15 protein-coding genes are annotated in these 24,183 nt (G+C 66.6%); 5 read left to right on the forward strand and 10 right to left on the reverse strand.

Annotation, left to right across the window (positions count from 1 at the left end):
• Positions 1 to 391: 391 nt before the first annotated feature.
• The 7 genes from NMQ16_RS09555 to hutH all read right to left on the reverse strand — a co-directional run bounded on the left by NMQ16_RS09555 (position 392) and on the right by hutH (position 11,405).
• Complete coding sequence (locus NMQ16_RS09555; protein WP_257080335.1) at positions 392 to 1,720, reverse strand: sugar ABC transporter substrate-binding protein; 1,329 nt, start codon at positions 1,718 to 1,720, stop codon at positions 392 to 394.
• Positions 1,717 to 4,704 (reverse strand): EAL domain-containing protein, encoded by a 2,988-nt coding sequence (locus tag NMQ16_RS09560; protein ID WP_257080336.1) that lies wholly within the window; start codon positions 4,702 to 4,704, stop codon positions 1,717 to 1,719. Before NMQ16_RS09560 ends, NMQ16_RS09555 begins: the two co-directional genes overlap by 4 nt.
• Before the next feature lie 254 nt (positions 4,705 to 4,958).
• Positions 4,959 to 6,740, reverse strand: a complete 1,782-nt coding sequence (locus NMQ16_RS09565; RefSeq protein ID WP_257080337.1) for a bifunctional diguanylate cyclase/phosphodiesterase — start codon at positions 6,738 to 6,740, stop codon at positions 4,959 to 4,961.
• The gene (locus NMQ16_RS09570) at positions 6,737 to 8,047 is read right to left on the reverse strand and encodes a sensor domain-containing diguanylate cyclase (protein WP_257080338.1); all 1,311 of its coding nucleotides are present in this window, start codon (positions 8,045 to 8,047) and stop codon (positions 6,737 to 6,739) included. The genes NMQ16_RS09565 and NMQ16_RS09570 overlap by 4 nt, the downstream gene beginning before the upstream one ends.
• 13 nt (positions 8,048 to 8,060) lie before the next feature.
• On the reverse strand, positions 8,061 to 8,453 hold the full coding sequence (locus NMQ16_RS09575; RefSeq protein ID WP_257080339.1) for a phosphonate transporter: 393 nt from the start codon (positions 8,451 to 8,453) through the stop codon (positions 8,061 to 8,063).
• A gap of 154 nt (positions 8,454 to 8,607) precedes the next feature.
• Complete coding sequence (locus NMQ16_RS09580; RefSeq protein ID WP_257080340.1) at positions 8,608 to 9,846, reverse strand: AMP-binding protein; 1,239 nt, start codon at positions 9,844 to 9,846, stop codon at positions 8,608 to 8,610.
• Complete coding sequence (gene hutH, locus NMQ16_RS09585; RefSeq protein WP_257080341.1) at positions 9,843 to 11,405, reverse strand: histidine ammonia-lyase; 1,563 nt, start codon at positions 11,403 to 11,405, stop codon at positions 9,843 to 9,845. Before hutH ends, NMQ16_RS09580 begins: the two co-directional genes overlap by 4 nt.
• 91 nt (positions 11,406 to 11,496) lie before the next feature.
• Here hutH and NMQ16_RS09590 point away from each other — a divergent pair, with 91 nt between their 5' ends.
• Together NMQ16_RS09590 and NMQ16_RS09595 are read left to right on the forward strand one after the other, a co-directional pair.
• Positions 11,497 to 15,003: a BTAD domain-containing putative transcriptional regulator gene (locus NMQ16_RS09590; protein ID WP_257080342.1), complete on the forward strand. Its 3,507-nt coding sequence runs from the start codon at positions 11,497 to 11,499 to the stop codon at positions 15,001 to 15,003.
• Positions 15,004 to 15,138: 135 nt separating this feature from the next.
• A complete protein-coding gene (locus NMQ16_RS09595; RefSeq protein ID WP_257080343.1) occupies positions 15,139 to 16,605 on the forward strand; it encodes a PEP-CTERM sorting domain-containing protein in 1,467 nt (488 codons plus the stop codon).
• 134 nt (positions 16,606 to 16,739) lie between these two features.
• Here the strand turns inward: NMQ16_RS09595 and NMQ16_RS09600 are convergent, their stop codons facing one another.
• Positions 16,740 to 17,663 (reverse strand): PEP-CTERM sorting domain-containing protein, encoded by a 924-nt coding sequence (locus NMQ16_RS09600; RefSeq protein WP_257080344.1) that lies wholly within the window; start codon positions 17,661 to 17,663, stop codon positions 16,740 to 16,742.
• Positions 17,664 to 17,919: 256 nt separating this feature from the next.
• Between NMQ16_RS09600 and NMQ16_RS09605 the strand changes: the two genes are divergently transcribed.
• Positions 17,920 to 19,566 (forward strand): NAD(P)/FAD-dependent oxidoreductase, encoded by a 1,647-nt coding sequence (locus NMQ16_RS09605; RefSeq protein ID WP_257080345.1) that lies wholly within the window; start codon positions 17,920 to 17,922, stop codon positions 19,564 to 19,566.
• Between the two features lie 227 nt (positions 19,567 to 19,793).
• Positions 19,794 to 20,687, forward strand: coding sequence for a helix-turn-helix domain-containing protein (locus tag NMQ16_RS09610; protein ID WP_257080346.1), 894 nt, complete (start codon positions 19,794 to 19,796; stop codon positions 20,685 to 20,687).
• Here the strand turns inward: NMQ16_RS09610 and NMQ16_RS09615 are convergent.
• Entirely contained in the window at positions 20,659 to 22,359 is a 1,701-nt protein-coding gene (locus NMQ16_RS09615) for a sulfatase-like hydrolase/transferase (RefSeq protein WP_257080347.1), read from the reverse strand. The two genes, NMQ16_RS09610 and NMQ16_RS09615, sit on opposite strands and share 29 nt — an antisense overlap.
• A 149-nt stretch (positions 22,360 to 22,508) precedes the next feature.
• Here NMQ16_RS09615 and NMQ16_RS09620 point away from each other — a divergent pair, with 149 nt between their 5' ends.
• Positions 22,509 to 23,339 carry a creatininase family protein gene (locus NMQ16_RS09620; protein ID WP_257080348.1) on the forward strand — a complete coding sequence of 277 codons (831 nt, stop codon included), beginning with the start codon at positions 22,509 to 22,511 and terminating at the stop codon, positions 23,337 to 23,339.
• Positions 23,340 to 23,355: 16 nt separating this feature from the next.
• Here NMQ16_RS09620 and ribA read toward each other — a convergent pair.
• Positions 23,356 to 24,183, reverse strand: an 828-nt coding sequence (ribA, locus tag NMQ16_RS09625) for a GTP cyclohydrolase II (protein WP_257080349.1), incomplete at its 5' end; no start/stop codon positions are given.

Consider the following 24,183-nt stretch of genomic DNA (forward strand, 5'->3'; position numbering starts at 1 on the left):
GTTCCCGCTACAACGCGCGAGCCGGCTTTTTACATGTGGCGCCGGTGTCCTGCAAAAGCGGTGACGTCCTTCTGCGGACCTTCCCCCGGACGCCGATGACCTGCTCGGGCCTTCTTCGATCACCTGAAGTCTCGCCGGATGCTCCGAGGCACCTCACCCGCCCCGAAAACAACGCTCAGGCCGGACCGAGGGCCGGAGAATCCAGGCACACCATTGGTCGCCGGGGCTCCGGATGCCTCGGTCTTCTCAAGTTTCAAGGGGTCGGAAAGATCAGGCGCGGATCACTCACTCCTTACGGGAGGGCTGCGTGATGGCGCCCTGCAGATCCGCCCCTCTTCTGTTGAATGTGTGTGTTCGCCCGGCGCTCGATCCCCGCTGATTCTCGATCAACTTACGGCAGGACCGAGTTCCGCAATGCCATATACCTTTGCGCGATGGATTGACTTCGCGCCAAAGCCGCGTCGACGCTGATGCGCCCACTGACGGCGTCGGCAACGGCCTGGCCGACGGCATCTCCGATGGGCGCGAACTCTTCGATGGCAGCAAACTGCACGCCCAGGTAAGGGCTCGGGGCTACCGTGGCATCACGCGGATCCGCGCTGCGGATGGCCTTCAGTTCGTGGCTCGCCCAGGGCGCTGCACGCTGGAAGTCCGGTTCGGCATAGGTGGATTTGCGCGTGCCGGTCGGCACCAGTCCCCAGCCGCGCGTCGCGGCAACCAGGCGGATGTATTCGCGTGATGTCGCCCAGGCTACGAAGGTCCGGGCCGCAAGTGTGTGTCGCTCATCGCCGCCGGCCGGTACAGCCAACGCCCATGCCCAGAGCCAGTGGGAGCCCTTTCTCGTGATGGCCACCGGCGCAGGGGCAAAGCCGACGTCCGCCGCGCGCGGATTGAGCTGGCGGTCCGCAACGAATCCGGCCGCAACGGTGGCATCGATCCAGATGGCACAGCGCCCGGCATTGAACAGTTCCAGGTTCCCGTTGTAGCCACGCTCGACGGCATCGGCGGGCCCGTAGCGCCGCAGCAGGTCGACATACAGCGAGACGGCCTTTTGCCAGGCCGGGCTCTGCAATTGCGGTCGCCACTGCATGTCGAACCACTGGCCGCCGAAGGCATTCGCCATGGTCGCAACCAGGGTCATGTTTCCGCCCCAGCCAGGACGGCCGCGCAGGCAGATACCGTGGACCTGGTGCTCCGGGTCGTCGAGGCGCGCTGCGAAAGTGGCCACGTCGGACCAGGTCGGCTGGACGGGGATCTTCAGGCCGGCCTTGGCGAACAAGTCCTTGCGGTAATAGAGCATCGAGCTCTCGCCATAGAAGGGCGCGGCGTAAAGTTCGCCGCGATGGGAGAGCCCCTCCCGGGTGTTGCGGATCAGGTCCTCGACGTCGTAACCGGACGGCGGCCGCAACGGAAGGATCCAGCCCTGCTTTGCAAACACAGGCACTTCGTACATGCCGATGGTCACGACGTCGAACTGTCGCGCCCGGGTCTGGAGATCGCTGCTGACCGCCTTTCTCAATTCAGCTTCGGGCAGCGTGACCCAGCGGATTCGAATGTCCGGATGCGCCTTCTCGAACTCGCGGCTCAGTGTCTGCAGAGTCAGCATGTGTCCGTTGTTCACGGTCGCGATGACCAGCGTGGTCGGGACCCCCGCCGCGCCCAGCCATCCCGGCGCAGCCAGCGCCAGCAGGAGGCCGATGCGCGCGACGTGCAGCCTCACGCCGGCACCTGCTGAAGCTGCATGTCCCGTACAGCCTGCTCGAAGATGGGCGCCGGCTGCGGGCGGCCGAACAGGTAGCCCTGAAAGGACCGGCAGCCCATGTTCAGCAGACAGGCGTGCTGAGCCGCCGTCTCCACCCCCTCTGCCATCACCTCGAGGCCGAGGCCATGACCCATGGCGATGATGGTCTGCGCCACAAGGGCATCGGGCGCGCTTTCCAACAGCTTGTCCACGAAGGACTTGTCGATCTTCAGCTGGCTCAGTGGCAGGCGGGTCAGGTAGTTCAGCGATGAATTGCCGGTGCCGAAATCGTCCAGCGAGATCGGGCAGCCGAGCCGGCGCAGCGCCTGCAGCTTGCCGATGGAATCGTCGAAGCGGTCGATGGCCAGGCTCTCCGTGACCTCCAGCTTGAGCCGCTCGATCGGCGCCGCGGACCGCCGGATTTCCGCCAGGACCTCATCCACGAAGCGCTCGGCATTGAACTGCCGCGGGCTCACGTTCACGGCGAGGCTCAGGTGCCGTAGCGCCTCATCCTGCGTCCACGCCGCCAGCCGATCACAGGCGGTGGCAAGCGCCCAATGTCCGATGGCCTCGATCAGGCCGGTTTCCTCTGCCAGCGGGATGAACTCGGCGGGCGAGACAATCCCCCGCACTGGATGGATCCAGCGCATCAGCGCCTCGGCGCCGGTGGGTCGGCCCTGCGCGTCGACCTGCAACTGGTAGTACAGCGTGAACTGATTCTGCGCCAGCGCTTCGCGGAGTTGATCCTCGAGCCAGCGATGCTGGTCCATTTCCTGCTGCATCGCATCTTCGAAGAAGCGTACGAGATTGCGGCCGCCATTCTTGCTCTTGTACATCGCCAGCTCGGCCTGGCGCAGCAAGGTGTCGCGATCCGTTTCCAGCCCAAGGAAGAGGGTGGTACCGATGGAGGCGGTGCTGACGAGTTTTCGTCCATCGAGCGTGACCGGCGCCTCGATGAGTCGCCTCGCGGTCTCGGCCTGCGCCTGGGCCTGCCTGGCGGCAGTCTGCAGGTCGGCCCCGAGGTTCTCCGTCACGAGCACGAAGCTGTCGCCGCTGAAGCGAGCCAGCGTGTCGCCTTCCCCGACGACCGGCTGGATGCGCTGCGCGATCTCGACCAGCAACTGGTCCCCACTGCCATGACCCAGTGAATCATTGATCTTGCTGAAGTGGTCGAGGTCCAGCATCGTCACGGCACCGTACTCGCCCCGCTCTGCGCTCGCCTCGAGGGCGAACTGCATGCGGTCTTCGAGCAGGCTGCGGTTGGGCAACCCGGTCAGCGGGTCGTAGAGCTTCAAGTGCTCGGCCTGCTCGCGGGCGAGCTTCTCGGCGCTGATGTCCTGCAGGTCGCCGATGTAGTGGATCGCCCGGCCCTGGGCGTCCTTGACCGTAGTGATCGAAAGACGGGCCGTGTAGAGATGCCCGTCGCGATGCCGGTTGACCACCTCGCCTTGCCAATGCCCGTTTTGTCCCAGCACCTTCCACATCTCTTCATAAAAGCCCGGCGGATGCAGGCCGGACTGGAGGATTGTCGGTCCGTGCCCGAGCGCCTCTTCCGGCGCGAAACCCGTGATGCGGGTGAAGGCGGCATTGACGCGCTGTATCAGCAGGTCCTGCGCACCGACGATCATCAGGCCGTCATGGCTCTGGAAGGCGACCGAGGCGACGCGCAGTTCGCGCTCGGCGATGCGGCGCTCCGTGATGTCGCGCACCACGAGCAGGACACCTGATGTCTGCGCCTGCGCGTCGGCGATCGGCACCTTGACCACCTCGAACTCCCGCACCTCGCCCGCTGGCGTGGTGAGGGTCTCTTCATACTGGAGCGGCATGCCGCTGCGCATCACCTGCTGGTCCCTTTCGCGGATTGCGGCGCAAAGGTCCGGATCATCGAAGATCTGTGCATCGGTCTTGCCGATGATCTGTTCGCGGGTCAGGCCCAGCCGTGTTTGCGCACCGGCATTGCAATCGAGATAGACGCCGTCGCTGTCCTTCAGCGCGATGGCGTCCGGGCTGCTGTCGACGATGGTCCGCAGCCTGGCCTTCTCTGCCTGCAATGCGCGGTTCGCCATCCGGATCTCGGCCGTGCGCGCCCGCACGGACCGGCGCAGCAGCCAGATCCACAGCCCCGCCGCCGACAGCGCGGCCAGCACTCCCAGCAAGCCGAACAGCAGCATCCTCAGATACGGGCGGAATTCGAAGGGTTGGCTGAACCATTTGCTGTGCAGGGCAGCGCGTTCCTCGGATGTGATCAGCGACATGCCGCGGTTGACGAGCGCAAAGGTCGCCTGGTCGCCCTTGGTCACCGCCCAGTGGAACTGGCCCTCGTACAGACTGAAGGCTTGCGAGAATCGCAACTGGTCACGATGAAGGTAGAGGTAGTAGCTGGCCGGCGCCTCATCCATGCAGAACATCTTGATTTCCCCGGCCCGAGCGGCGGCCAGGATGGCCTCGTAGTTCTCAAAGGCCGCCAGGCTGGTGATGCCCAGACTGGCGAGCTTGTCCACGCAGGCATCGCCGCGCTGAACGCCGACGGTAAAGCCTGCGAGTTCCTGGGGCCCCCGCACGCCGTGGATCGAGGTGTCCACGTAGATGCTCACCGGCAGGGTCGCGTAGGGCTGCGAGAAGTCGTAGAGCTGATCGCGTACTGGCGTGCGGAAGATCAGGTCGATGACATCCGCCTGGCCTTTGTGCATGGACCGCTGCGCTTCGGCCCACTGCATGGCCTTGAATTCGACCTGGACGCCGGTCTTGCGCTCCCACAGACGCCAGAGATCGACGATATAGCCCTCCGGTTGGCCGTCCGCATTCACGACGACGTAGGGCGGATAGTTGCTGTCGGTGACGACGCGCAACGATGGCGCCGAGGCCGGTGCCGCCGGTGCCGCCGGCATGCCGAAAGCGGCCAGCAGGGCACACAAGAGCAGCCCCCGATAGCGGCGCGCGACGATTCCCACAGCAGCGAGCATTTGTCCTCCAGGCCAGCGAACTGCATTGCCCGCGAGCGCTATTGAGAGATCAATGAAGGGAAACTGTAATTAAAGCGAAATTCGGGCTCGATTGCTCGACGAAACGAAAAAGCATCGATCGCCGCGCGAGAGCCGGATGGCGCGCGTTGCGAACGCTGCCTGGTACAAGACACCGCGTCGTACCGCCCCGCCAGCAGACGGACGCTCGACAACGGTGTCGTCGCGTCTTGCAGCATCCGTATCCGCCAAGCCCATCAACGCGCGGCAGCCGGCACGGCTTCGGCCGGACGGCTCGCTTCGCTCTGTGCGGCCAGCCACTGCGTGGCGGCGCGGGCCGTCATCGGTCGGGACCACAGGTAGCCCTGGCCCTTGTCGCATCCCAGCGTGGTAAGCAGGGTCGCCTGCCCGTCCGTTTCCACGCCTTCTGCGGTGGTGCTCATGCCGAGGCTGCGGGCGACGCGTACGGTGGCTTCGATCAGCACGCGCTTGTGCAGATTGGTTTCGGCGTCGGCGACGAATGAACGGTCGATCTTGACGACGTCGATCGGCAGCTGGCCGAGGCAGGCGAGCGATGAGTAGCCGGTGCCGAAATCGTCCAGCGCGAGGGTGATGCCGAGCGCCTTCAGTTCGAGCAGTCGGGTGCGAATGTCATCGCCCTGGGCGGCCATGCTTTCGGTCACTTCCAGCTGCAGTAACGTGGCGGGCATGCGGGTCGTACGCAGAACGCTTTCGACCTGCCGGGCGATCTCGGCATCATTGAGCTGGGCGCGCGAAAGATTGACCGAAATCATGCGCGGCATTGCGCTGCCGAACTGTCTCTGCCAGGCCATGAGCTGACGGCAGGCCGAATTGAGGACGAATTCGCCGAGTGCGCCGATCAGGCCGCACTCTTCGGCGATCTCGATGAATTCGATCGGCGACACGATGCCGCGTTCCGGGTGCTGCCAGCGCACCAGCGCCTCGAAGCCCGCGACGCGGGCATCGGGCAGTTCCACGATGGGCTGGTAGACGACGAACAATTCCTTCTGTTCGAGCGCGCGCCTGAGCTCATGCTCCATGACGCCGCGTCGGGTCGCCCTGTCCTTGATCGACGGGGTGAACAGCAAGTGGCGTCCGCCGCCCGCACGTTTGGCTTCCTGCATGGCGAGGCTCGCGTCCTGCAGCACTGTGTTGGCGAGCGATGCGGTATGCACGCCGGCCACGACGCCGATGCTGGCTGAAACATGGACATCGATGCCGTTGATCAGATACGGACGCGACAGCGTGTCGATCAGCCGCTGTGCGACGCTGTGCACATCTTCGCAGTCGCGCAGCCCGTCGAGCAGCAGCACGAATTCATCGCCGCCGAGCCGGGCCGTCGTGTGCAGCGATTCGTGCGGCGAGCCGACGGCATCGCGCTGCCGGACGGTGCTGTTCAGCCGCTCGGCCACCATGCGCAGCAGCCGGTCACCGCCTTCCTGCCCGAGCGTCAGATTGACCCGGTTGAAGCGGTCGAAGTTGATGAACAGCACGGCGAAGTGGGGCGGGGCGTCATCTTCCGAACGCGCGATCGCCTGCTGGATGCGCTCGAGCACTGCGGCACGGTTCGGCATCTGGGTGAGGCTGTCGGTGCGCGATGCGTCGCGCATCCGCGATGCCAGCCGCTGCTGCTCGAGTTCCACCTCATGCGTCACATCGTTGACGCAGCCCATGATGGTGTGGGCATCGAGCCGCAGCAGGCTCAGGCCGAGCACACGCCTGCTGCGCGTCGGCGACAGCACGGGCATGCGCAATCCTTCGCAGACCAGCGCACCGGGTTCGGCGGCGGCGACCATGGTGCGCAGATCGGGGGCGACCTCACCCAGCACCTCGAACAGGTTGTCCAGATTGCCCTGTCGCGCAAGCGGCATCAGCAGCTGCGCCGAGCGCGGATTCATCATCGTCACCGTGCCGTCGGGTCGGGTCTGCAGCAGGCCGGTCGGCGCCTGGTACAGGAACTGGATCAGCGCCTCGAGATTGGGCGGCTGAAGATCCTCCGCATCGACGTTTGCGCTCATCGCACGGCAGCCGGCTGGGTGGCAGCTTGCCAGCGTTCGACCCGGTTGCGCCCCCGGGCCTTCGCGGCGTAGAGCGCCTCGTCGGCGCGCTGCACCAGCGCGTCGAAATCGGTCGCGTCGGCATCCATGGCCGCGACACCTGCGCTGACGGTGTAACGCACCGTGTGCTCGCCGACCGCTGCCGGCGTGGCTTCGATCAGGCGACACAGTCGCTGTGCGACAAGCTCTGCGCCCTCAACGGACGTGTCCGGCAGCAGCACGATGAACTCTTCGCCGCCAAAGCGCCCCAGCACGTCCATCGCACGGAAGGTGGCGGTCATGCTGGCGGCCAGATGGCGCAGCACGCCGTCGCCGGTGACGTGGCCGTACTGGTCGTTGATCCGCTTGAAGTGATCGGCGTCGATCATGACCAGCGACAGCGGTCGCGGCGAGCGCGCCCAGCGCTGCATTTCCAGTTCGGCCGCCTCGACGAAGGCGCGGCGATTGAAAAGCCCGGTCAGGTGATCGCAGGACACGGCCTTCAACATCGCTTCGGCCGCCTCGCGCCGATCCGACACGTCGCGGATGATGAGGCTGTAGGCAAGTTCGTCCGCCGGGGTGTCATCGCTGTCGTGCAGCGGGGCAATCAGGCAGCTTCCCCAGTAGCGGCCGCCGTCGGCGCGCGAGCACCAGCCTTCGTCAAGGCTCCAGCCAGTCAGATCGGCTTCGTGCAGGCGATCCAGCACGCGCTGGTCGGACATGGCATCGGCCGGGTAGAACATCGACAGGCTGCGACCTTCGACCTGCTCCCGGCTGAAGCCGGTGATCCGGCTGATGCTCGGATTCCAGCCCTTCACGCAGCCGCGGTGGTCGAGTGAAACCAGTGCGTAGTCGCTCAGGCCGATGGCAAGGGTGTTGATCCAGGCCTGGCTCTGGCGCAGTTCGCGCTCCCTGCGGACCGACTGCGTCACGTCCGAAAGCACGGCCATCAGCCGCTCGGCGTCCAGCTTGAGCAGGGTCAGCGACAGCACCTGGTGCTGCCGGCGGCCGGCCTGGCCGGTCGAAATCGGTACCTGCTGGGCGTCGCAGATGGTGCCGTACGCATCCGGAAATTCCCTGACGCGCTGGCGCAGGTCGGGCACGACGGCCTCGAGTGCCGTAAACAGGTTGGCCAGCTGGCCATCCGGCGAGAGTGGCATCAGCAGCTGCGCACAGAGCGGATTGACCATGGTGATCTCGCCGTCCGCCAGCGTCTGCACCAGGCCGATCGGGGCCATGTACATGAACTGCAGCAGCGCTTCGTATTCCTGTTCCACCGGTGCGCTCATGCGGGCTCCGCTTTCAGGTCTGACGGTGAACCAGCACATAGCGCAGCGCGCTGCCGGGTCGGGCAAGCAATCTGAGCTTCACCTTGACCGGCCGCATGCGCAGCGTCAGGACGTAATCGATGGTGTCGTCGAGCGCGCTGCCATCCTGCTGCGCATCCTCGAAGCGCTGGGCGATCATGAAGTTGTTCATGCACGGAGCGACGACCGTGAACAGCGCATGGCCGAGCACGCGGTCGGGCGAGAGGCCAGCGGCGATCGATTCGAAACGGTTGTAACGCGTGACGTGTGAAGCGTCATCCATGCCGATGACGCCGAAATCCAGCCCGTCCAGTTCGGCATCGTCGGCGCGCTCAAGAAAGTCGAAGATGGCTGCGTCGGCAAAGGACACGTGATGTTCAGTGTTCATGGTGCTCCTTGGGTCTGAATCTCCGGCCGCGACGCGGCGCACCGGGTGCCAAAACAGAGGCGATGGCCATTTTTAGATAGTGTGCTAGATGTCGGCATTTTTCCGCCAAACTTGAGCGGACCCGCACGTGGCAAGGCAGTCAGCGGCACGCGTGTCAGCGCGCCTGCGGTGCGATGGACCAGTCTGCGAACTTGCCGCGCTCGTCCATCGGAAGGTGGTCGCCGAAGGTCCATCCGCGCGGGCATTCCAGCGCGGACAGTCGTTCCCGCGCCCATGCTTCGAGCTCGGGAAGCACTGCGGCGGGGGCTGCGCCCGCGCGCGGGACGATGAAGGCCTTCAGGCGCTCGCCTTCCCCGGCCGACATGCGTCGCACCGCGCACGCCTCGACCAGCGGGTGTTCCAGCAGCACGGCGCGCACCCGGGCCGGAAACACATTCACGCCGGCCACCTGCACCGCCTCGTCCCGCCGGCCGGCAAGCCGGAAGTGCCGGTGGCGGTCAGGCAACCATTCGAGGACATCCTGCAGCACGGCCTCAACCGTCGTGCCGTCCGCCGATGACTGGCACAGCACCGGGTCACCGGCGTGCGGGTCGTGCCCGGTGCGCCGCCAGTGCGGCATCAGTTCGAAGGCCGCGCCTGCGGCATCGCGCCAGCCGACGCCCGCCGTTTCGGAACTGCCGTAGATCTGGATCAGGCGCGCCAGACCTGTCGCGATCAGCGCGTCGGCGAGCGCATCGGGGCAGGGCGCGGTCGACGTGATGCCGACGACGTCGGCGGGCAGCCGCGGGCAGAAGCGCTCGACCAGCGCCCAGTGCGCCGGGTGGCTGACGATCAGGTCGCCCGCCTGCAGCCGGCCTTCCAGCGCGAGCGGCGACAGCTGCCGGATGTCTTCCGTGTCGGTGGCGCCCAGCCGTGGCGGAAGCAGCACCCCGAAAATGAAGCCATAGATGTGATGCAGCGGGACGGCCAGCAGCACTCGCCCGCGCGGCCCGATGTAGTCGGCCAGCGCGTCGGCTTCGGCTTCGAGGGTGCGCAGCGCATGCCGGCACGGTTTCGGTGTGCCGGTGCTGCCGGAGGTGCGGAAGGTCAGGTGCGTGTCCGCCTGCGCGAGCCCTTCCTCGGCCAGCGCACACCATTGCCCGAACTGCCGTGCCGCGGGCAGCGCATCAATCACCGAAGATTCGTGAAGCTGCAGCATTTCGGCGATCGCCGCGGCCACCGTGTAGCGTTCGAGCGAGTCGAGTCCGAAACCGGTCTCATCCAGCGCCATGTGCGCCGGCCAGGGTGGCGGCGGGGCGCTGCCGCCGGGCCTCAGGCGACGGATTTCATCGGCGATCAGGTCGGCCAGCACGCGGGCGACCACCGCCTCGTCGGCATGCCACGGCGCCGTCACTCGCCCGACTCCAGCACATTGCGGGCGCTGTCGTCGCGCAGGGCCTGCATCAGACGCAGCAGATCCTGATCCAGTGCGCGGTCCTCGACCACCAGCGGAATGTGTGCCGCGAGCCACGCCTGCGTGTCCGACAACACCGGCGGCAAGGCGCCGCCGTCGATGCGCAGTCGCAGCGTGACGGCCTGGCGGGCTGCGATCAGCATGGCGGCCAGCACCTGGTCGCCCAGATCGAGGATGCGCTGGCAGTCGCGTGCCGCGATCGTGCCCATGCTCACCTTGTCCTGGTTGTGGCATTCGGTCGAGCGCGAGAACACCGACGCCGGCATCGTCATCTTCAGCGCTTCGGCGGTCCACGCCGACACCGCAATCTGCAGCGCCTTCAGGCCGTGATTGATCGCGCTGCGGTCGGCGGGGGCGGCCGACAGGTTGTCGGGCAGGCCGTGGCTGAAGCGGCTGTCCACCAGCAGCGCCAGCTGCCGGTCCAGCAGGTCGAGCACGTTGGCCACCGCGGTTTTCAGGCTGTCCATCGCGAACGCCACGTGACCGCCGTAGAAATGGCCGCCATGCAGCACACGACCCGATTCGGGGTCGATCAGCGGATTGTCGTTGGCGCTGTTCAGCTCGTTCTCGATCAGGGACCGGGTGAACGGCAGGGCATCTTCCAGCACGCCGATCACGTGCGGTGCGCAGCGCAGGGAATACCGGTCCTGCAGTCGCGCCGGATTGCGGCCCTCAGCGTCGGCGCAGGCCAGGTCGCGGCGCAGCCAGCGCGCGACCGCGCGCGGGCCCGGATGCGGCTTGGCGTCGAACAGCAGCGCGTCGAAGTGGTGCGGATTGCCGGCCGTCGCGAACACGTTCAGCGCCGTCAGACGGGTGGCGATGCGGCTGCACCGTCGGGCCCGCTGCCACGCGAGGCAGGCCAGCGCGGTCATGACGGCGGTGCCGTTCATGATCGCCAGACCTTCCTTCGGCTGCAGCGCCAGCGGCTCGACACCGGCCTGTTCCAGCGCCTCTTTCGCCGGCATCCTCCGGCCCCGCCACAGCACGTCGCGCTCGCCGCACAGCGCGGCGGCGACATACGACAGCGGCGTCAGATCGCCGCTGGCACCGACCGAACCTTCGGCCGGAATGCAGGGCAGGATGTCGTGGCGCAGAAACACCTCGATCTGCTGCAGCAGCGCATGGCGCACGCCCGACATGCCCTGGCACAGCGACGCCAGCCGCACCGCCAGCACCGCGCGCGTCTCCTCGGCGTCGAGCAGGCGTCCCAGGCCGACACCGTGATAGGCGTAGAGGTGATGGGGCAGTTCGGCGATCTGGGCAGGCGGTACCGGCACCGTGCACGATTCGCCGTAACCGGTGGTGACGCCATAGATCACGCCGTCGTCGGCGAGCAGTTGCAGCACGGCGCGGGCGCCGGCATCGATGCGTTCGCGAAACCGCTGGTCGGTGGACAATCCGGCGCGCCGTTTACCGTGCGCGATGGCATCGATGGCTTCAATGTCGAGTGGCTGACCGTCGAAAACAACGGCTTCCGTGTCCAGTGCGGCTGCGGTCATGAAAGGCAGGTTCGAATGTGTGCAGGGGGAAAGCATGGCATCTGTCGGCCGGGATGCCTATCGCCCTCCGCGTAGGCCCGCCGGAATCTGCATGGACATGCGCCAGGCCGGGCAGTTTCTGCGCGCGGGCAGGCATCGCGTCCACGAGGCAGGCCGTGGGCATGACGTCGAGGTTGGCGTCGCCGGCAGTCGGCCCCTGACTTGTTCGCTGCATATCGTCTCGCTATCATCGAATACGTGTAGACAGCAAACGCCCCGCGCCTGCATCCGGGGGACAGGCGAGACGAATATGCTGCAGATGCATTGCCTCGGAGACCTGACGGTGGTCGCGGACGGCGTTGCCGTTCCCTCGCTGGCCAATTCGAAGGCGGCAGCGCTCTGGTTGTACGTTGCGCTGACAGGTGGGGCATGTTCGCGCGCCCTGCTGTGCCGGATGTTCTGGGGTGAACTCGATGAAGCCGCCTCACGCGCCAACCTGCGCTTCGTTCTGACCCGTTTGCGGCAGGAGCTTCCCGCTCATGTCCAGGCCGATCGCACGACGGTCTGTGTGCCCTCGGATGCGCGTTGGAACCTCGATCTTTTCGCGCTGGATGCCCCGCTGTCCGCAGTCGGGGAGAGCATTCCCAAGTTGCTTGCCCTGCGCGTCGAGAATTTCCTGGGTGGACTGCGTCTGCGCAAGGCTCCGGAGTTCGAGGACTGGCTTTCACTGCAGCGCGAAACGCTGGGCGGTAGATATCTTGGACGTCTCGATGAAGCCGCCACTGCGCTGCGTGCCGCTGGCGATCATCGGGGCGAGGCGGAGGTGCTTCGGCGCTGCCTGTCGATTGCGCCCTGGTCCGAACCCCATCATCAGGCGTTGATCCGGAGCTACATCGACATGGGGCAGCCGGCATCGGCGATTGCCCAGTACGAGGCGTGTGCAAAGGCCTTGCGGCGCGAGCTCGATGCGGTGCCGGATGCCGACACGCTCGCACTTTACGAGTCCGCGCTGCACGCGGACAGCGCCGTCGATGCTTCACCCGCGGCCTGCATGACGGCCGTCGGCATGTCTGGCGCGCAATCGCTGCCAGTGCGCCGGGTCACGCTGGACGAAACCCTCCCGTGGGTCGGGCGTGGCGAAGAGCAGGCGCGCATCGTGTCGTTGCTGTCCAGCGCCGAGGCGCGCGTGGTCACCCTGGTCGGCCCGGGCGGCATCGGCAAGACGCATCTTGCACTGGCTGTGGGTGCGCTGCTGTCCGCGCATTTTGCGGATGGCGCGTGCTTTGTTGACCTGTCCGATCTGGCGCCGCAGACCGGTGCCGAGTGCGCGGCGCTGGTCGCGCACCGGGTGGCGGCTGCGCTGGGCATCGCCTTGCCAGCGGGGCGCGAGCGTGAATCGTTGCTTGAAGTGCTCGCACCAGGCCGGCAGTTGCTGATTCTCGACAACTTCGAGCAGGTGGCCGATGCTCGCGATCTGGTGGCGATGCTTGCCCGCCATGCCAGCGGCCTGCGCATTCTGGTCACCAGCCGCCATCAGCTCGGGCTGGCGACCGAATGGATCGTCAGGCTGGGCGGCTTGCCGTTCCCGGATACCGAACAATGGACACCGGAACTGCGCAGTGCGCCCGCGCCCAGCCTGTTCTGCGAACTCGCGCGTCGTCAGCAACCTGGCTTCGATACGGACGTTGACGGTGTGCACGTCCTGCGGATATGCCGCGCAGTCGAGGGGTATCCGCTCGGTCTCGTGCTGGCGGCCCGCTGGCTCGCAACCCTGTCGTGCCGAGACGTGGCCGATCGACTGTGCGCGGGCGCACAGGTGCTCGGCGAGGCGCCGGCCACGTCGCCGGAAAATCCCCGCCACAGCGACATGGCTTCGGTGTTCGATCATTCGTGGCGTCTGCTGGAACCGGCGGAGCAGCAGGTACTCAGCGCCCTGTGCATGTGCCGGGGCGGCTTCACGCCCGATTCCGCCCTGGCTTTCTGTGGTGGCACGCTCGCGATCCTCGCGGGCCTCACCGCCAAATCGCTGCTGCAGCCCGCTCGGCACGGGCGGCTCGACGTACATCCCCTGCTGCGAGATTTCGGCGAGCGCAAGTTGCTTCAATCCGGGGCGAACGGAGCAGTGCGTGATGCCCATGCGAGGCATTTCCTGGCGCTTCTGCAGGCGGGCCACCAGCGTTTCGAGTCCCATGCGGACACCGTCGCGCTGGACGCGCTGCGCGCGGAACAAGGCAATCTGCGCGTGGTGTTCGACCATCTCGTGAGTTCCGGGGCCATTGACGCGCTTGCGCGCCTGCTGCCGGGACTGTGTGCCCTGTATCGGATGCAGGGCTGGTTCGACGAACTGGCCGGTCTGCTGCAGCGGGCACTCGCCATGCAGGGATTGCCATCGCATTGCGCTTCGAGTTGGCAACTCTGGCTCAGCGATGTTTTCTTCCAGCTCGGTCGTCACGCGGAGTGCCGCGCCGCGGCGCTCGAATGCCTGGCCCGGCAGGGTGACATCGACATGGAGCAGGGCTCGCCGAACCGGCACATGCTGCGCGAGTTCGCGCGTACGCTGAACGGTCGCTGGTGGCGGTACGGGAACCTCGATGCCGAGGCCGAAGTGCTCGTTTCCCGTGCCCACAACAGGCTTGCACAGGTCTATTTCTTCGAAGGCGACCGGCCGAGATTCGTCGCAAGCTCCCTGCGTTCGATCAACATCGTGCGCGCCGGCAGCCTCCCCGAGCACCTTGCCTCCGGTGCGCTCGTACTCAGCTACACGCCGTTCAAGTCAGAGGCAGCGCGCTATGCGGCCAGAGCGGAGCGGTGCCTCGATCAAGCCGGGATGGCCGAGCAGGCGTGGACCCACGAGCAGCTCTGTCTCTACCGGCTCGCCGGTGGCGACCTGGACGCCGCCCGGGTGCACGGACAGACCGGTGCCGACATCTTCTGGCGGCTGCGCCAGTACAGGAACTGGGGCGAATGCACGGCACTGGTCTCCTATGCCCACGAGTTCGCAGGCCGGCTCGAAACGGCCCGCACGCATATGCTCACCCTGTGCGAGGAAGGACGACGTGTCCGCGAGGCCGCGTCTGAACTCTGGGGGCTGCTCGCCTTGTGCACGATGGACCTTCGCATCGCGGCCTCGACGCCGCATGTGGACCTGCACACCATCGACAGGCTGGCCGCCAGGGTGGTGGATCCGAATACCCAGCTGCTCCGCCACGGCGTGCTCGCCTGGTGGTTTGCGCGAACCGGGCGCAGGGAAGAGGCGCTGTCATCGATCGACACCTTTTGTCGCGTGTTCGACCGGGCAACGATGACGTCCATCTATGCGCTGAACGGCTTCACCGGCTGCGCCATGGCGCTGGTGGTTGTGATTCATCATGAGACCGGCGATCAACGCGCCCTGGTCGCGGCAGGCGAAGGCCTGATCGGGCGCGCCCTGCGTTTTGCGCGCCAGCTGCCCGCAGCACGGCCGCGCGTGAGGTATCTGCAGGCACTGTGGTGGATGGCGAGCGGTCGCCGCACACGCGGCGAACGCCGGCTGGCGCGGGTGCTGAACGATCTGCCGGCCGACATTGATCGTGCCGGATTCTCGGCCGGACTGCATTTGCCCCGTGAAGGAATCAAATAAAATCAATGGGATAAAAAAATAACGGCGCGATCTCCGCAAACTAACGCGCAACTAACGACCTGTTCTTCATTGTTGGACCCTGCACCGCGCCGTCGTCTGCTCGGTCGATGTGCCCACCGGACTCTGGAGACCACAATGAAGATCAATCCCTTATGCAGTCGCAGTCGTGCCCTTGCGACGCTGATGGCCGGACTGCTTGCAGGCGCCACGGCATCCGACGCTCGCGCGCTTGAACTGCTCACACAGAATGTGTCGTTCAACACCGCCGGCCAGAGCATCTGGAGCGAAGGCGATGCGTTCGATTTCAGCTACGCCCAGTTCTTCGGCGCCACATCGCCGCGCAAGACCAATGTCTACAACCCGAATGCGGTGTCGGGCAAGGTGGAAATCAAGGTGCTGCCCGACTTCGACTGGTACGTGAATCCGTACTTTTCCCTCACCACGGAGCTGACGGCGGGCATCGAAGTCGGCGCCAACATTCATGGCGGCTCCATCGATGCGAACCTCGACTACGCCATCGCCATTTCCGCCCCCGGACCCATCGTCCGGGGTGAGTACTTCCAGCTCGAGGCTGTCGCCAGCACCCGCGGCAGCAGCGCCTTTGCAACCCGCCCGGCCAACGCATCGGCGTGGGTGGATGGCATTCTGGACGCCTATGCGCAGAGTTTCATCCGGTTCGAGACTGCGCGTGACCTGGGCGACCACGACTATCGCCTGACCACCACGCTGGCCAATGTCGATGTGCGCAAGGAAATCGTGTCCTTCAACCGCGATGACAGTGGCCGACTGCGCATCATCGGCGCTGGCGACGTCGGCGGCGTCGGCAGTGTCTACACGCTACCTGCGGCGGCCCTGAACGGCTCCACGAGCGTGACCGCCGGCGACTGGCGGGTATCGGCGAACGGTGCGCTCGGCACCGATACGCTGACCGGTGCAGGCCAGACAACGCTGCTCACCGCAGATATCGACGTGGACCAGTTTCTGCTGAGCGGATCAGACGTACTGGGTACCCGGCTGCGCAGGGATTTCGGCGTCATCGACATCGATTTCGGTTACGAAGTCGTGGATCTGGACGCTGCACTGACCGTCGGGCTGCAGCAGAGCTTCGAGGTGTCCGGCGACGTGCTCATGCAGCTCAGCTTCAGTGAGGCGGTGCGGCTGGAGAATATCGGCGAAATGACACAATGGATCGGCCGGATCGACGAACTCCCGGCGATCGCCGTACTGGGTGACGATGTAACGGTGGATGCCCGATTCCTCGTCGATGCGACGCTGTCCAACCGGACCGGCATCACGTTCGGCGCGTCTCTCGACCTGACCTTGCTGGAGCTGTTCGCCCGCGCGAGCTATGACGTGTCGTATTTCGGATCCGATCGTCGCGGGCAGTTCCTCAACGCGCGGTATGGCCCCGTGTATCAGTGGTCGTCCGCCTCGAACGCACTGGAAATCCCCGTGTTCGACAACGCATTCGCGCTGGGCGGTTTCCAGTCGGTCGACGGCGGAAGTTTCGTGCTGAGTGCGGTGCCAGAGCCCCGGACAGCAGGCCTGCTGTGCGCGGGTCTGCTCGTGCTGGGTCTGGCGGTGCGCAGACAACGGATCTGACCCGGTTTTTCAGCAGGGCATCCGTCGGGTGCCGAATGTTTCAGCAACGCGTCGCCGGCAAAGAGGTTCGTCCGACGCCGAAGCGCGCCTGAGGCGATCGGCGCGCGCCGATCGGGCACCGTGTCCGGGCAACGTCAATGAGGGGTGTGCCGGCGCTGCAGGGTGCGCGTGCCCACGGCGGCCCCGCCCAGCAGCATGAGCAGCCAAGTGTGCGGCTCGGGAATGGCGGGTGGCTGAACGTAGTCGTAGCCGCCCACGCCGTCGATGTAGACATCAACGGCGGGGTCGGCTGAAGCGAAATACAGGTACGCGGAGTTGCCGTAGCTCGACTGCGATGCACGACCGTTCGCCACCTCGTCCGCCTGCCAGGCCGCAGTGCTGACACCGGTCGAGGCGCGCAGGCTGTAATCGACATCCAGCGTTTCGCCGATGTAGGCGATGAACGAGCCGCCCATGCCCGCAATGCTTCTCCGGGCGCTGTTCGAGGATTCGGTATCGCCGAACAGGACCGTCTCGATGCCGTCGCGTCTGCCGACCACGTTCAGATAAAGCGTGCCCTCGCCGATGCCGGTGATGTTGAACACAGTGCTCAGTGTGACGGCCGTGCCGTCGGCGAGTGTCGAAGAACGGATCCTGATACGGTCCTCGACCGCCGCATAACCGTAGCCGCTGATGCCCGGTACGAAGGCGCCGCCAATGCCGGTGACTTCGACCGTGACCCAAGCGTGCAGCGAACCCGGCAGCGCGAGCGCGTACGCATCGCCGGTCAGCAGGAAGTTCGGAACATCGCCGGTGTTGGTCGGTGCATACACTTCGCGCAGCAACTGGCTGCCCGTCGATACGCCATTCTGGTCGGTGACAAGCAGGGGCTGGTCGAGCAAGCGGTTGCACTCGCGCGTGTCGTTGTTGGTGGTGCAGGACGTGTTGCCGGGACCGATGACGTTCGGCTCGTATTTCGTCTCGACGTGCGCATATACGGAGGCTGTGGCCGCCTGGGCGGTCGGGCTGGCAATCGCGAAGAGGGCCGCGACGGTCGAGCTGGCAATGGCAATTCGCATGCTCGCGACTCCCCGGGCTGAATGACTTCAGTGTAGGTCACCGCTACGACATGTACAGGGATGCGGCGGATCGCACGGATCCGGTCGTCGCATCGCCGCCCGGATCGTTCAAGCAATTGCCGCTTTTGTTCAAGCCGCGCGGCGCGCTTGTCTCTACAGTCGGGCTTCAATGGCGTTCGTCCGGTGGGCCGGTTAGTCTTGAGCCAGCCGCGGCGCGCCAGTGACCGGCTCACAGACCCATAAAGGAGGAGAACAGATGAACACATCGACGGTGGCTGCGAAGGCAGCTGACGCGCAGGGCAAGGTGACGACTTTCGACGCGGTGGTGATCGGCGCCGGCGTGGCCGGCATGTACCAGCTGTACCGGCTGCGCCAGCAGGGGCTCAACGTGGTGGCCATCGAAGCCGGCTCGGCCGTCGGCGGCACCTGGTACTGGAACCGCTACCCCGGCGCGCGCGTCGATTCACAGGCCTACATCTATCAGTACTGGTTCTCCGAAGAACTGGCGAAGGAATGGAACTGGAGCGAGCGCTTCCCGGCCCAGCCGGAAACCGAGGCTTACCTGAACTTCATCGCCGACCGCTGCGATCTGCGCAAGGACATCCGCTTCAACACCCGTGTCGTCGGCGCACGCTTCGACGAGGCGACGAACCGCTGGCAGATCCGCACCGATTCCGGTGAAGTGCTCGACGCCAAGTATTTCGTGTCGTGCGCCGGCATGCTGTCGGCGCCGCTGACCTCGACCTTCCCGGGGCAGGAAACCTTCAAGGGCCCGATCTTCCATACCGCACGCTGGCCGAAGGAGCCGGTGCAGCTCGCCGGCAAGCGCGTCGGCGTCGTCGGCACCGGCGCGACCGGCATCCAGGTCATCCAGACCATTGCCAGCCAGGTCGGCCACATGAAGGTGTTCCTGCGTACGCCGCAGTACATCATCCCGATGCGCAACCCGAAATACGGCGACAGCGACCGCGCCGCGCAGAAGGAAGGTTTCCACGACATGCGCAAGCGTGTGCAGGGCACCTTCGCCGGTTTCGACTACGACTTCGCCGGCGACAGCTTCTACGCCATGACGCCGGAAGCGCGCCGCGAAATGATGGAAAAGGTGTGGGCCGACGGCTCGCTGAGCTTCTGGCTCACGCTGTACCCGGAAATGTTCACCGACCAGAAGGTGAATGACGAGGTGTCGGAGTTCGTGCGCGAGAAGATGCGCGAACGCATCAAGGACCCGGTGCTGGCCGAAAAGCTGATCCCGACCAGCTACGGTTTCGGCACCCACCGGGTGCCGCTGGAAACGCAGTTCCTCGAAGCCTTCCTCCGCCCGAATGTCGAAATCGTCGACGTGAAGGCCTCGCCCATCGTGTGCGTGACACCGGAAGGCGTGAAGACGGCCGACGGCAAGATCCACGAACTGGATGTGCTCATCCTGGCCACCGGTTTCGACGCCGGCACCGGTGCGCTGACCCGCATGGACATCCGGGGTCGCGGCGGCCGCTCGCTGACCGAAGACTGGAACAAGGACATCCGCAGCACCATGGGCCTGATGGTGAACGGCTACCCCAATCTGTTCACCACCGCCGCGCCACTGGCGCCGTCGGCGGCGTTCTGCAACATGACCACCTGCCTGCAGCAGCAGGTCGACTGGGTGACCGACTGCATCAAGTACATGGAAAGCCATGACCTGAAGGTGATCGAGCCGACGAAGGAAACGGAAGACAAGTGGGTCGAGCACCACGACGAGATCGCCAACGCGACGCTGGTGACCAAGACCGACTCCTGGTACATGGGCTCGAACATCGAAGGCAAGCCGCGCCGCCTGTTGTCCTACATCGGCGGTGTCGGCACCTATCGTCAGAAGTGCGACGAGGTGACGGCGTCGAACTACGCCGGGTTCAGGATGCAGTAAGGCGTCGCCGGTCGCGGACGCACGGGACGGGGGCCTGCGGGTCCCCGTTTTCATGTCCGCCTCGGCACGCGCCGCTCGCGACCCGGTCACAGCCGGGCCCGCGACGCTCTGGTAAGCTCGGGTCGGGGAATGCATGGCGTCGGCACGTGTCGAACGCGGAAGCCGCCCCGACAACACCGTTCAGGGCAGGCGATCGGCCGCACCGGACCGGCAGGAGGAGAACAACGATGGGACGCGCCATCACACCGGAAGAGCTGCTTGACTGGGTGCCCGGAACCGTACTGTCGTCGAGCGACAAGCTCGGCTGGAAAGGCGTTTCCCACCGGGCCTATCATTACACCGGGCTGGACGTGGCCATCCCTCCGCTGGATCATTTCATGGTCGTGCGCTATAGCGCCGGCCAGACCCCGATGGACCGCTGCTTCGACGATCGCTGGTCGCGCGCGCACTGCGCGCCGGGCGACGCGTCGCTGCTGACCATGTCGCAGGCGTCGCACTGGCATTGGACGCAGGACGTCGATGTGTCGCACGTCTATCTGTCGAACACCCTGATGGACCGCGTGGCCGGCGAAGTCACCGAGCGCTCGGTGGCCGAGGTGAGGCTTCGTGACGTGCTGTGCGCCAAGGATCCGACGCTGGTCGCCATCACCGACGCCATCACCGGTGAGGCAAAGCAGCACGGCATGGGCGGTCCGCTGTACGTCGAGGCGCTCGGCACCCAGCTTGCGGTGCATCTGCTGCGCAATTACGCCGACGTGCGCTTCCGTTCATCGCACGACCCGGGGCGTCTGTCGTCCGCGCAGCTGCGGCGCGTGCTCGATCTGATCGAATCGCGGCTGCACGAGGCGCTGACGCTGGAAGACATGGCCGAAGCGGCAGGACTGGGCGTGTGCACCTTCAGTCGGCGCTTCCGCGAAACCCAGGGGCGCGCACCGCACGCCTTCGTGATCGACCAGCGCGTGAAGCGGGCGCGCGATCTGCTGACCATCGGCGATCTGGCGGTGAAGGAAATCGCGGCCTCGTGCGGCTTTTCGGATCAGGCGCACATGACCCGCGTGCTGCACGCCCGGCTCGGCCTGACGCCGGCAAGACTCAGGGCGTCCGGGCGCTCCGCCGGCTGAGGTCGCCGGCAAACGCGTCGATCAGCGTTTGCGTCAATCCATGCATCGGCCCGATCGCCGTCACGTCAGGCTGCAGCCCGCGACGGAATCCGGCCGCTTCCAGACGCGCCAGCAACGCCTCGTCGGTGCCGATCACGTGCACCGGCACATCCCATGACGCGTTCGGCCCGGTGACACCGCCGATCGGCTGGTGGTCGCCGATCACGATGAGCAGCATGTTCCGCGGCGCATCGTCGCGCAGCCAGCGGGTCAGCCAGTCGAACTGGTAACGCATCGCGTCGATGTAGGCCGGCGTCGGGTCGGTCCACGATACCGGCGCGGTCAGTGCCCGGGTCACTTCCTCATCGGAGAACGCATCGGCTGCGAGCAGTCGCTGCGGGTCGGCCAGATATGGGGGCACCGGCCGGAACGGCGCGTGCGTGGTGAGGGTCGGGAACACGATGAAGCGCGGCGTGCGCAGGGTCGATGGGTCGGCACTATGCAGCGCCACGGTGCGCAGGCCGTCGGCGTCGCCTGTGTCATCCGCCGCGCGGTGCAGCTCCTGTTGCTGCAGCAGCGCAATCGACACCTGGTCCGGAATGCGCCAGTAGCCGAAGGGCAGGCCGGCGTAGCCGGTGCTGTCGGCGTTCGCGAGGCGGTCGAAACCGTAGAAGGCACCCTCGGGCCAGGGGCGCTGCAGGCCGGGCATCCAGCCTATGGTGCGGTAGCCTTGCTGCGCGAAGTGGTGGACCAGCGTGGGCCGCTGCGTGGTCAGCAGCAGCGCGTAGTCGTCCGGGTCGTGCGTGTCGATGCCGGACAGCAGCGCCGCGTGCGCCAGCCAGGAAGCACCGCCGAAAGTGGGTGAAGTGACGCGCGCCGACACGACCTGCCGGCCGCCGGCGTCGAGCGCGTACTGCAGCGCGCGGCGCCGCTCGGCCAGCGCGGCCGCCAGTTCCGGCCGGTCGAGCGTGATCGCGCCATAGGCTTCGGCGAACAGCACGAACACGTCGGCGCCGCCGAGCGCGGCGATGTCGACGTCAAACGCCGGCCCTGCGCCGAGCTGTCGTTCCCGCGCGCTGCGCGACAGCGCGCGGCTCAGCAGGCTGGCCTGCGCCGCCACCATCGTGCCGACCGGCGGCGCGAACATCCGCTGCAGGTCATGATTGGCGATCGATGCAGCGCCGTGCGTCAGCAGTACGGCGCTCCCGAGCGCAGCCAGCGGCAATTGCCAGCGTGGCGTGGCCGCCGCCGCGGCAAGTGCGCGTACGCAGGCGCGCACCAGTGTGAACAGCAATGCCAGCCCACCGCAGGCGGCGAGCAGTACGGCGGCAATCTGCCAGCCGGCGGCGAATTCTCCGCCCATGCGCGCCAGCTGCCACAGGTGCCGGCCGTCCCACCAGGCGTTGACCGGCCGGCCGAGCAGCGCCGGAATGGTCACGTCGATGTAGTGCAGCAGCACCCACAGACTGGCGAGCACGGCGACGACGCCTGTCACGCATGCCGATACGGCACCGCGCCAGCGGGCCCAGAGCACCAGAGCGATGAGGGCGCCGAACAACTCGATCGACAGGCGCGCCTCCGGCCGCGGCCAGGCGCTCGGCCACAGATTGCCGAAGGCGAGCAGCGTATTGAGCACGATCAGCGCAAGCAGCAGTCGAAGAAGGCTGTAAAGCGTCATGGTCGGGTGGGGCATCACTGGCCTCGGGCCTCGGGGGCTCTGATTTCGTGGCTCACGCTGCGTGGTCACGGCAGCAGACGTGGTGCAGGTTTCGCTGTCTTGTCGAACCGCCCGGTAGTATCGGACCGGACAGGCAGCGACAGGGCATACAACGGAGACACGGCATGGCAGACGGTGCAGGTGAAGGGCAGTCGGGCGACAGCCCCTGGTGGCAGGACCTGACGCCACGCGACATCGTGCAGCGCGCCGCGCGCGGTGGCGTGGCGCTGCTGCCGCTGGCGGCGATCGAACAGCATGGCGAACACCTGCCGCTGAGCACCGATCTCGATATCGCGAACGGACTGGTCGCGGCGGCCCTGCCGCGTGTGCGCGCCGATGTGCCGGTGTGCGTGCTGCCGCCGCTGGCCGTCGGGCTCAGTCTGGAACACACCGGTTTCGCCGGCACCCTGAGCATGAGCCCGGAAACCGCGCTGGCCGTGCTGGGCGAAATGGGCGACAGCGTGGCACGTGCCGGTTTCCGCCGCCTGGTGCTGTTCAACAGCCACGGCGGCAACAAGGCGCTGGTGGATCTGGCCGCGCTGAAGCTGCGTGCCGCACACGGCATGCTGGTGGTGCGGGCCAATTACTTCCGCTTCGCACTGCCGTCGGGCGTGCTCGATGCAGACGAACTTCGGCATGGGCTGCACGGCGGCGCGCTGGAAACGTCGATGATGCTGCATCTGGTGCCGCACGCTGTGCGCCGCGAGGCGCTCGGCGACTTCCGCAGCCTGGGGGTAAACATGGCGGCCGACGGTTGCCTGCTCGGACCGGAAGGTGAGGCGGGCTTCGGCTGGATGGCGCAGGACCTGCACGGTTCGGGCGCCACCGGCAACGCGCAGGGCGCTAGCGCCGCACTGGGCGCCCGGCTGGTCGATCACTTCGCCGCCCGGCTGGCGCAGCTGATCGACGAGGCGCACGACTTCGATCTGGCGCAGCTCAAGCCGGTGCCGCGCTGAGCGGGCCGCCGCGCGCTCAGGCACGACCGGCGCCGTCGGCCAGCGGCCGCATTCCGAGCAGCTCGCCCAGGCTGTGCCCCTGCCGGCGCGCCTTGGTTTCCAGGTAGCGCTGGTTCTGCGACGTCAGGTCGCCATAGATTGCCTGCCGCGCCACCACATTGATGCCGGCGTGGCGCAGCGCGTCGATCTTGCCCGGATTGTTGGTCAGCAGCAGCACGCGCGATACGCCCAGCTGGTCGAGGATCTGGTGCGCAATGCGGAAATCGCGTTCGTCGTCGCCGAAGCCGATGACCTGGTCGGCATCGATCGTGTCGAGGCCGTCGTCCTGCAGCGCATAGGCGCGCAGCTTGTTCGCCAGGCCGATGCCGCGCCCTTCCTGCGACAGGTAAAGCAGCACGCCACCGCCCTGCGCATTGATTGACGCGACGCCGCGGCGCAGCTGTTCGCCGCAGTCGCAGCGCAGGCTGCCGAACAAATCGCCGGTCAGGCAGGACGAATGCAGCCGCACCGGCACCGGCTCGGCCCAGTCGTCCGGATCGCCGATGACGATGGCGACGTGCTCGCGCAGGCCGTCGGCTTCGCGGAACAGCACGAAGCGGGCTTCGTCGGCGTCGGCCAGCGGTATGCGTGCTTCGCTGATGCGCGTCAGTACGCCGTGACCGCCGTCGCACAGCGCGAGCACGTCGGCCGTGCTGACCGACAGCAGATTACCGCTGGCGATTTCGGCGGCGACCAGCGCGGCGCGTGCCGACAGCACCGGGAATGCGACCGCTGCCGGCAGCAGCTGGGCGCGTCCGAGCAGGCGCAGCGCAGCCGCGGCGGCCGTGCTGGCGGGCGCGCGCCG

The organism is Methyloversatilis sp. XJ19-49 (genome assembly GCF_024580145.1).
Classification (GTDB): domain Bacteria; phylum Pseudomonadota; class Gammaproteobacteria; order Burkholderiales; family Rhodocyclaceae; genus Methyloversatilis.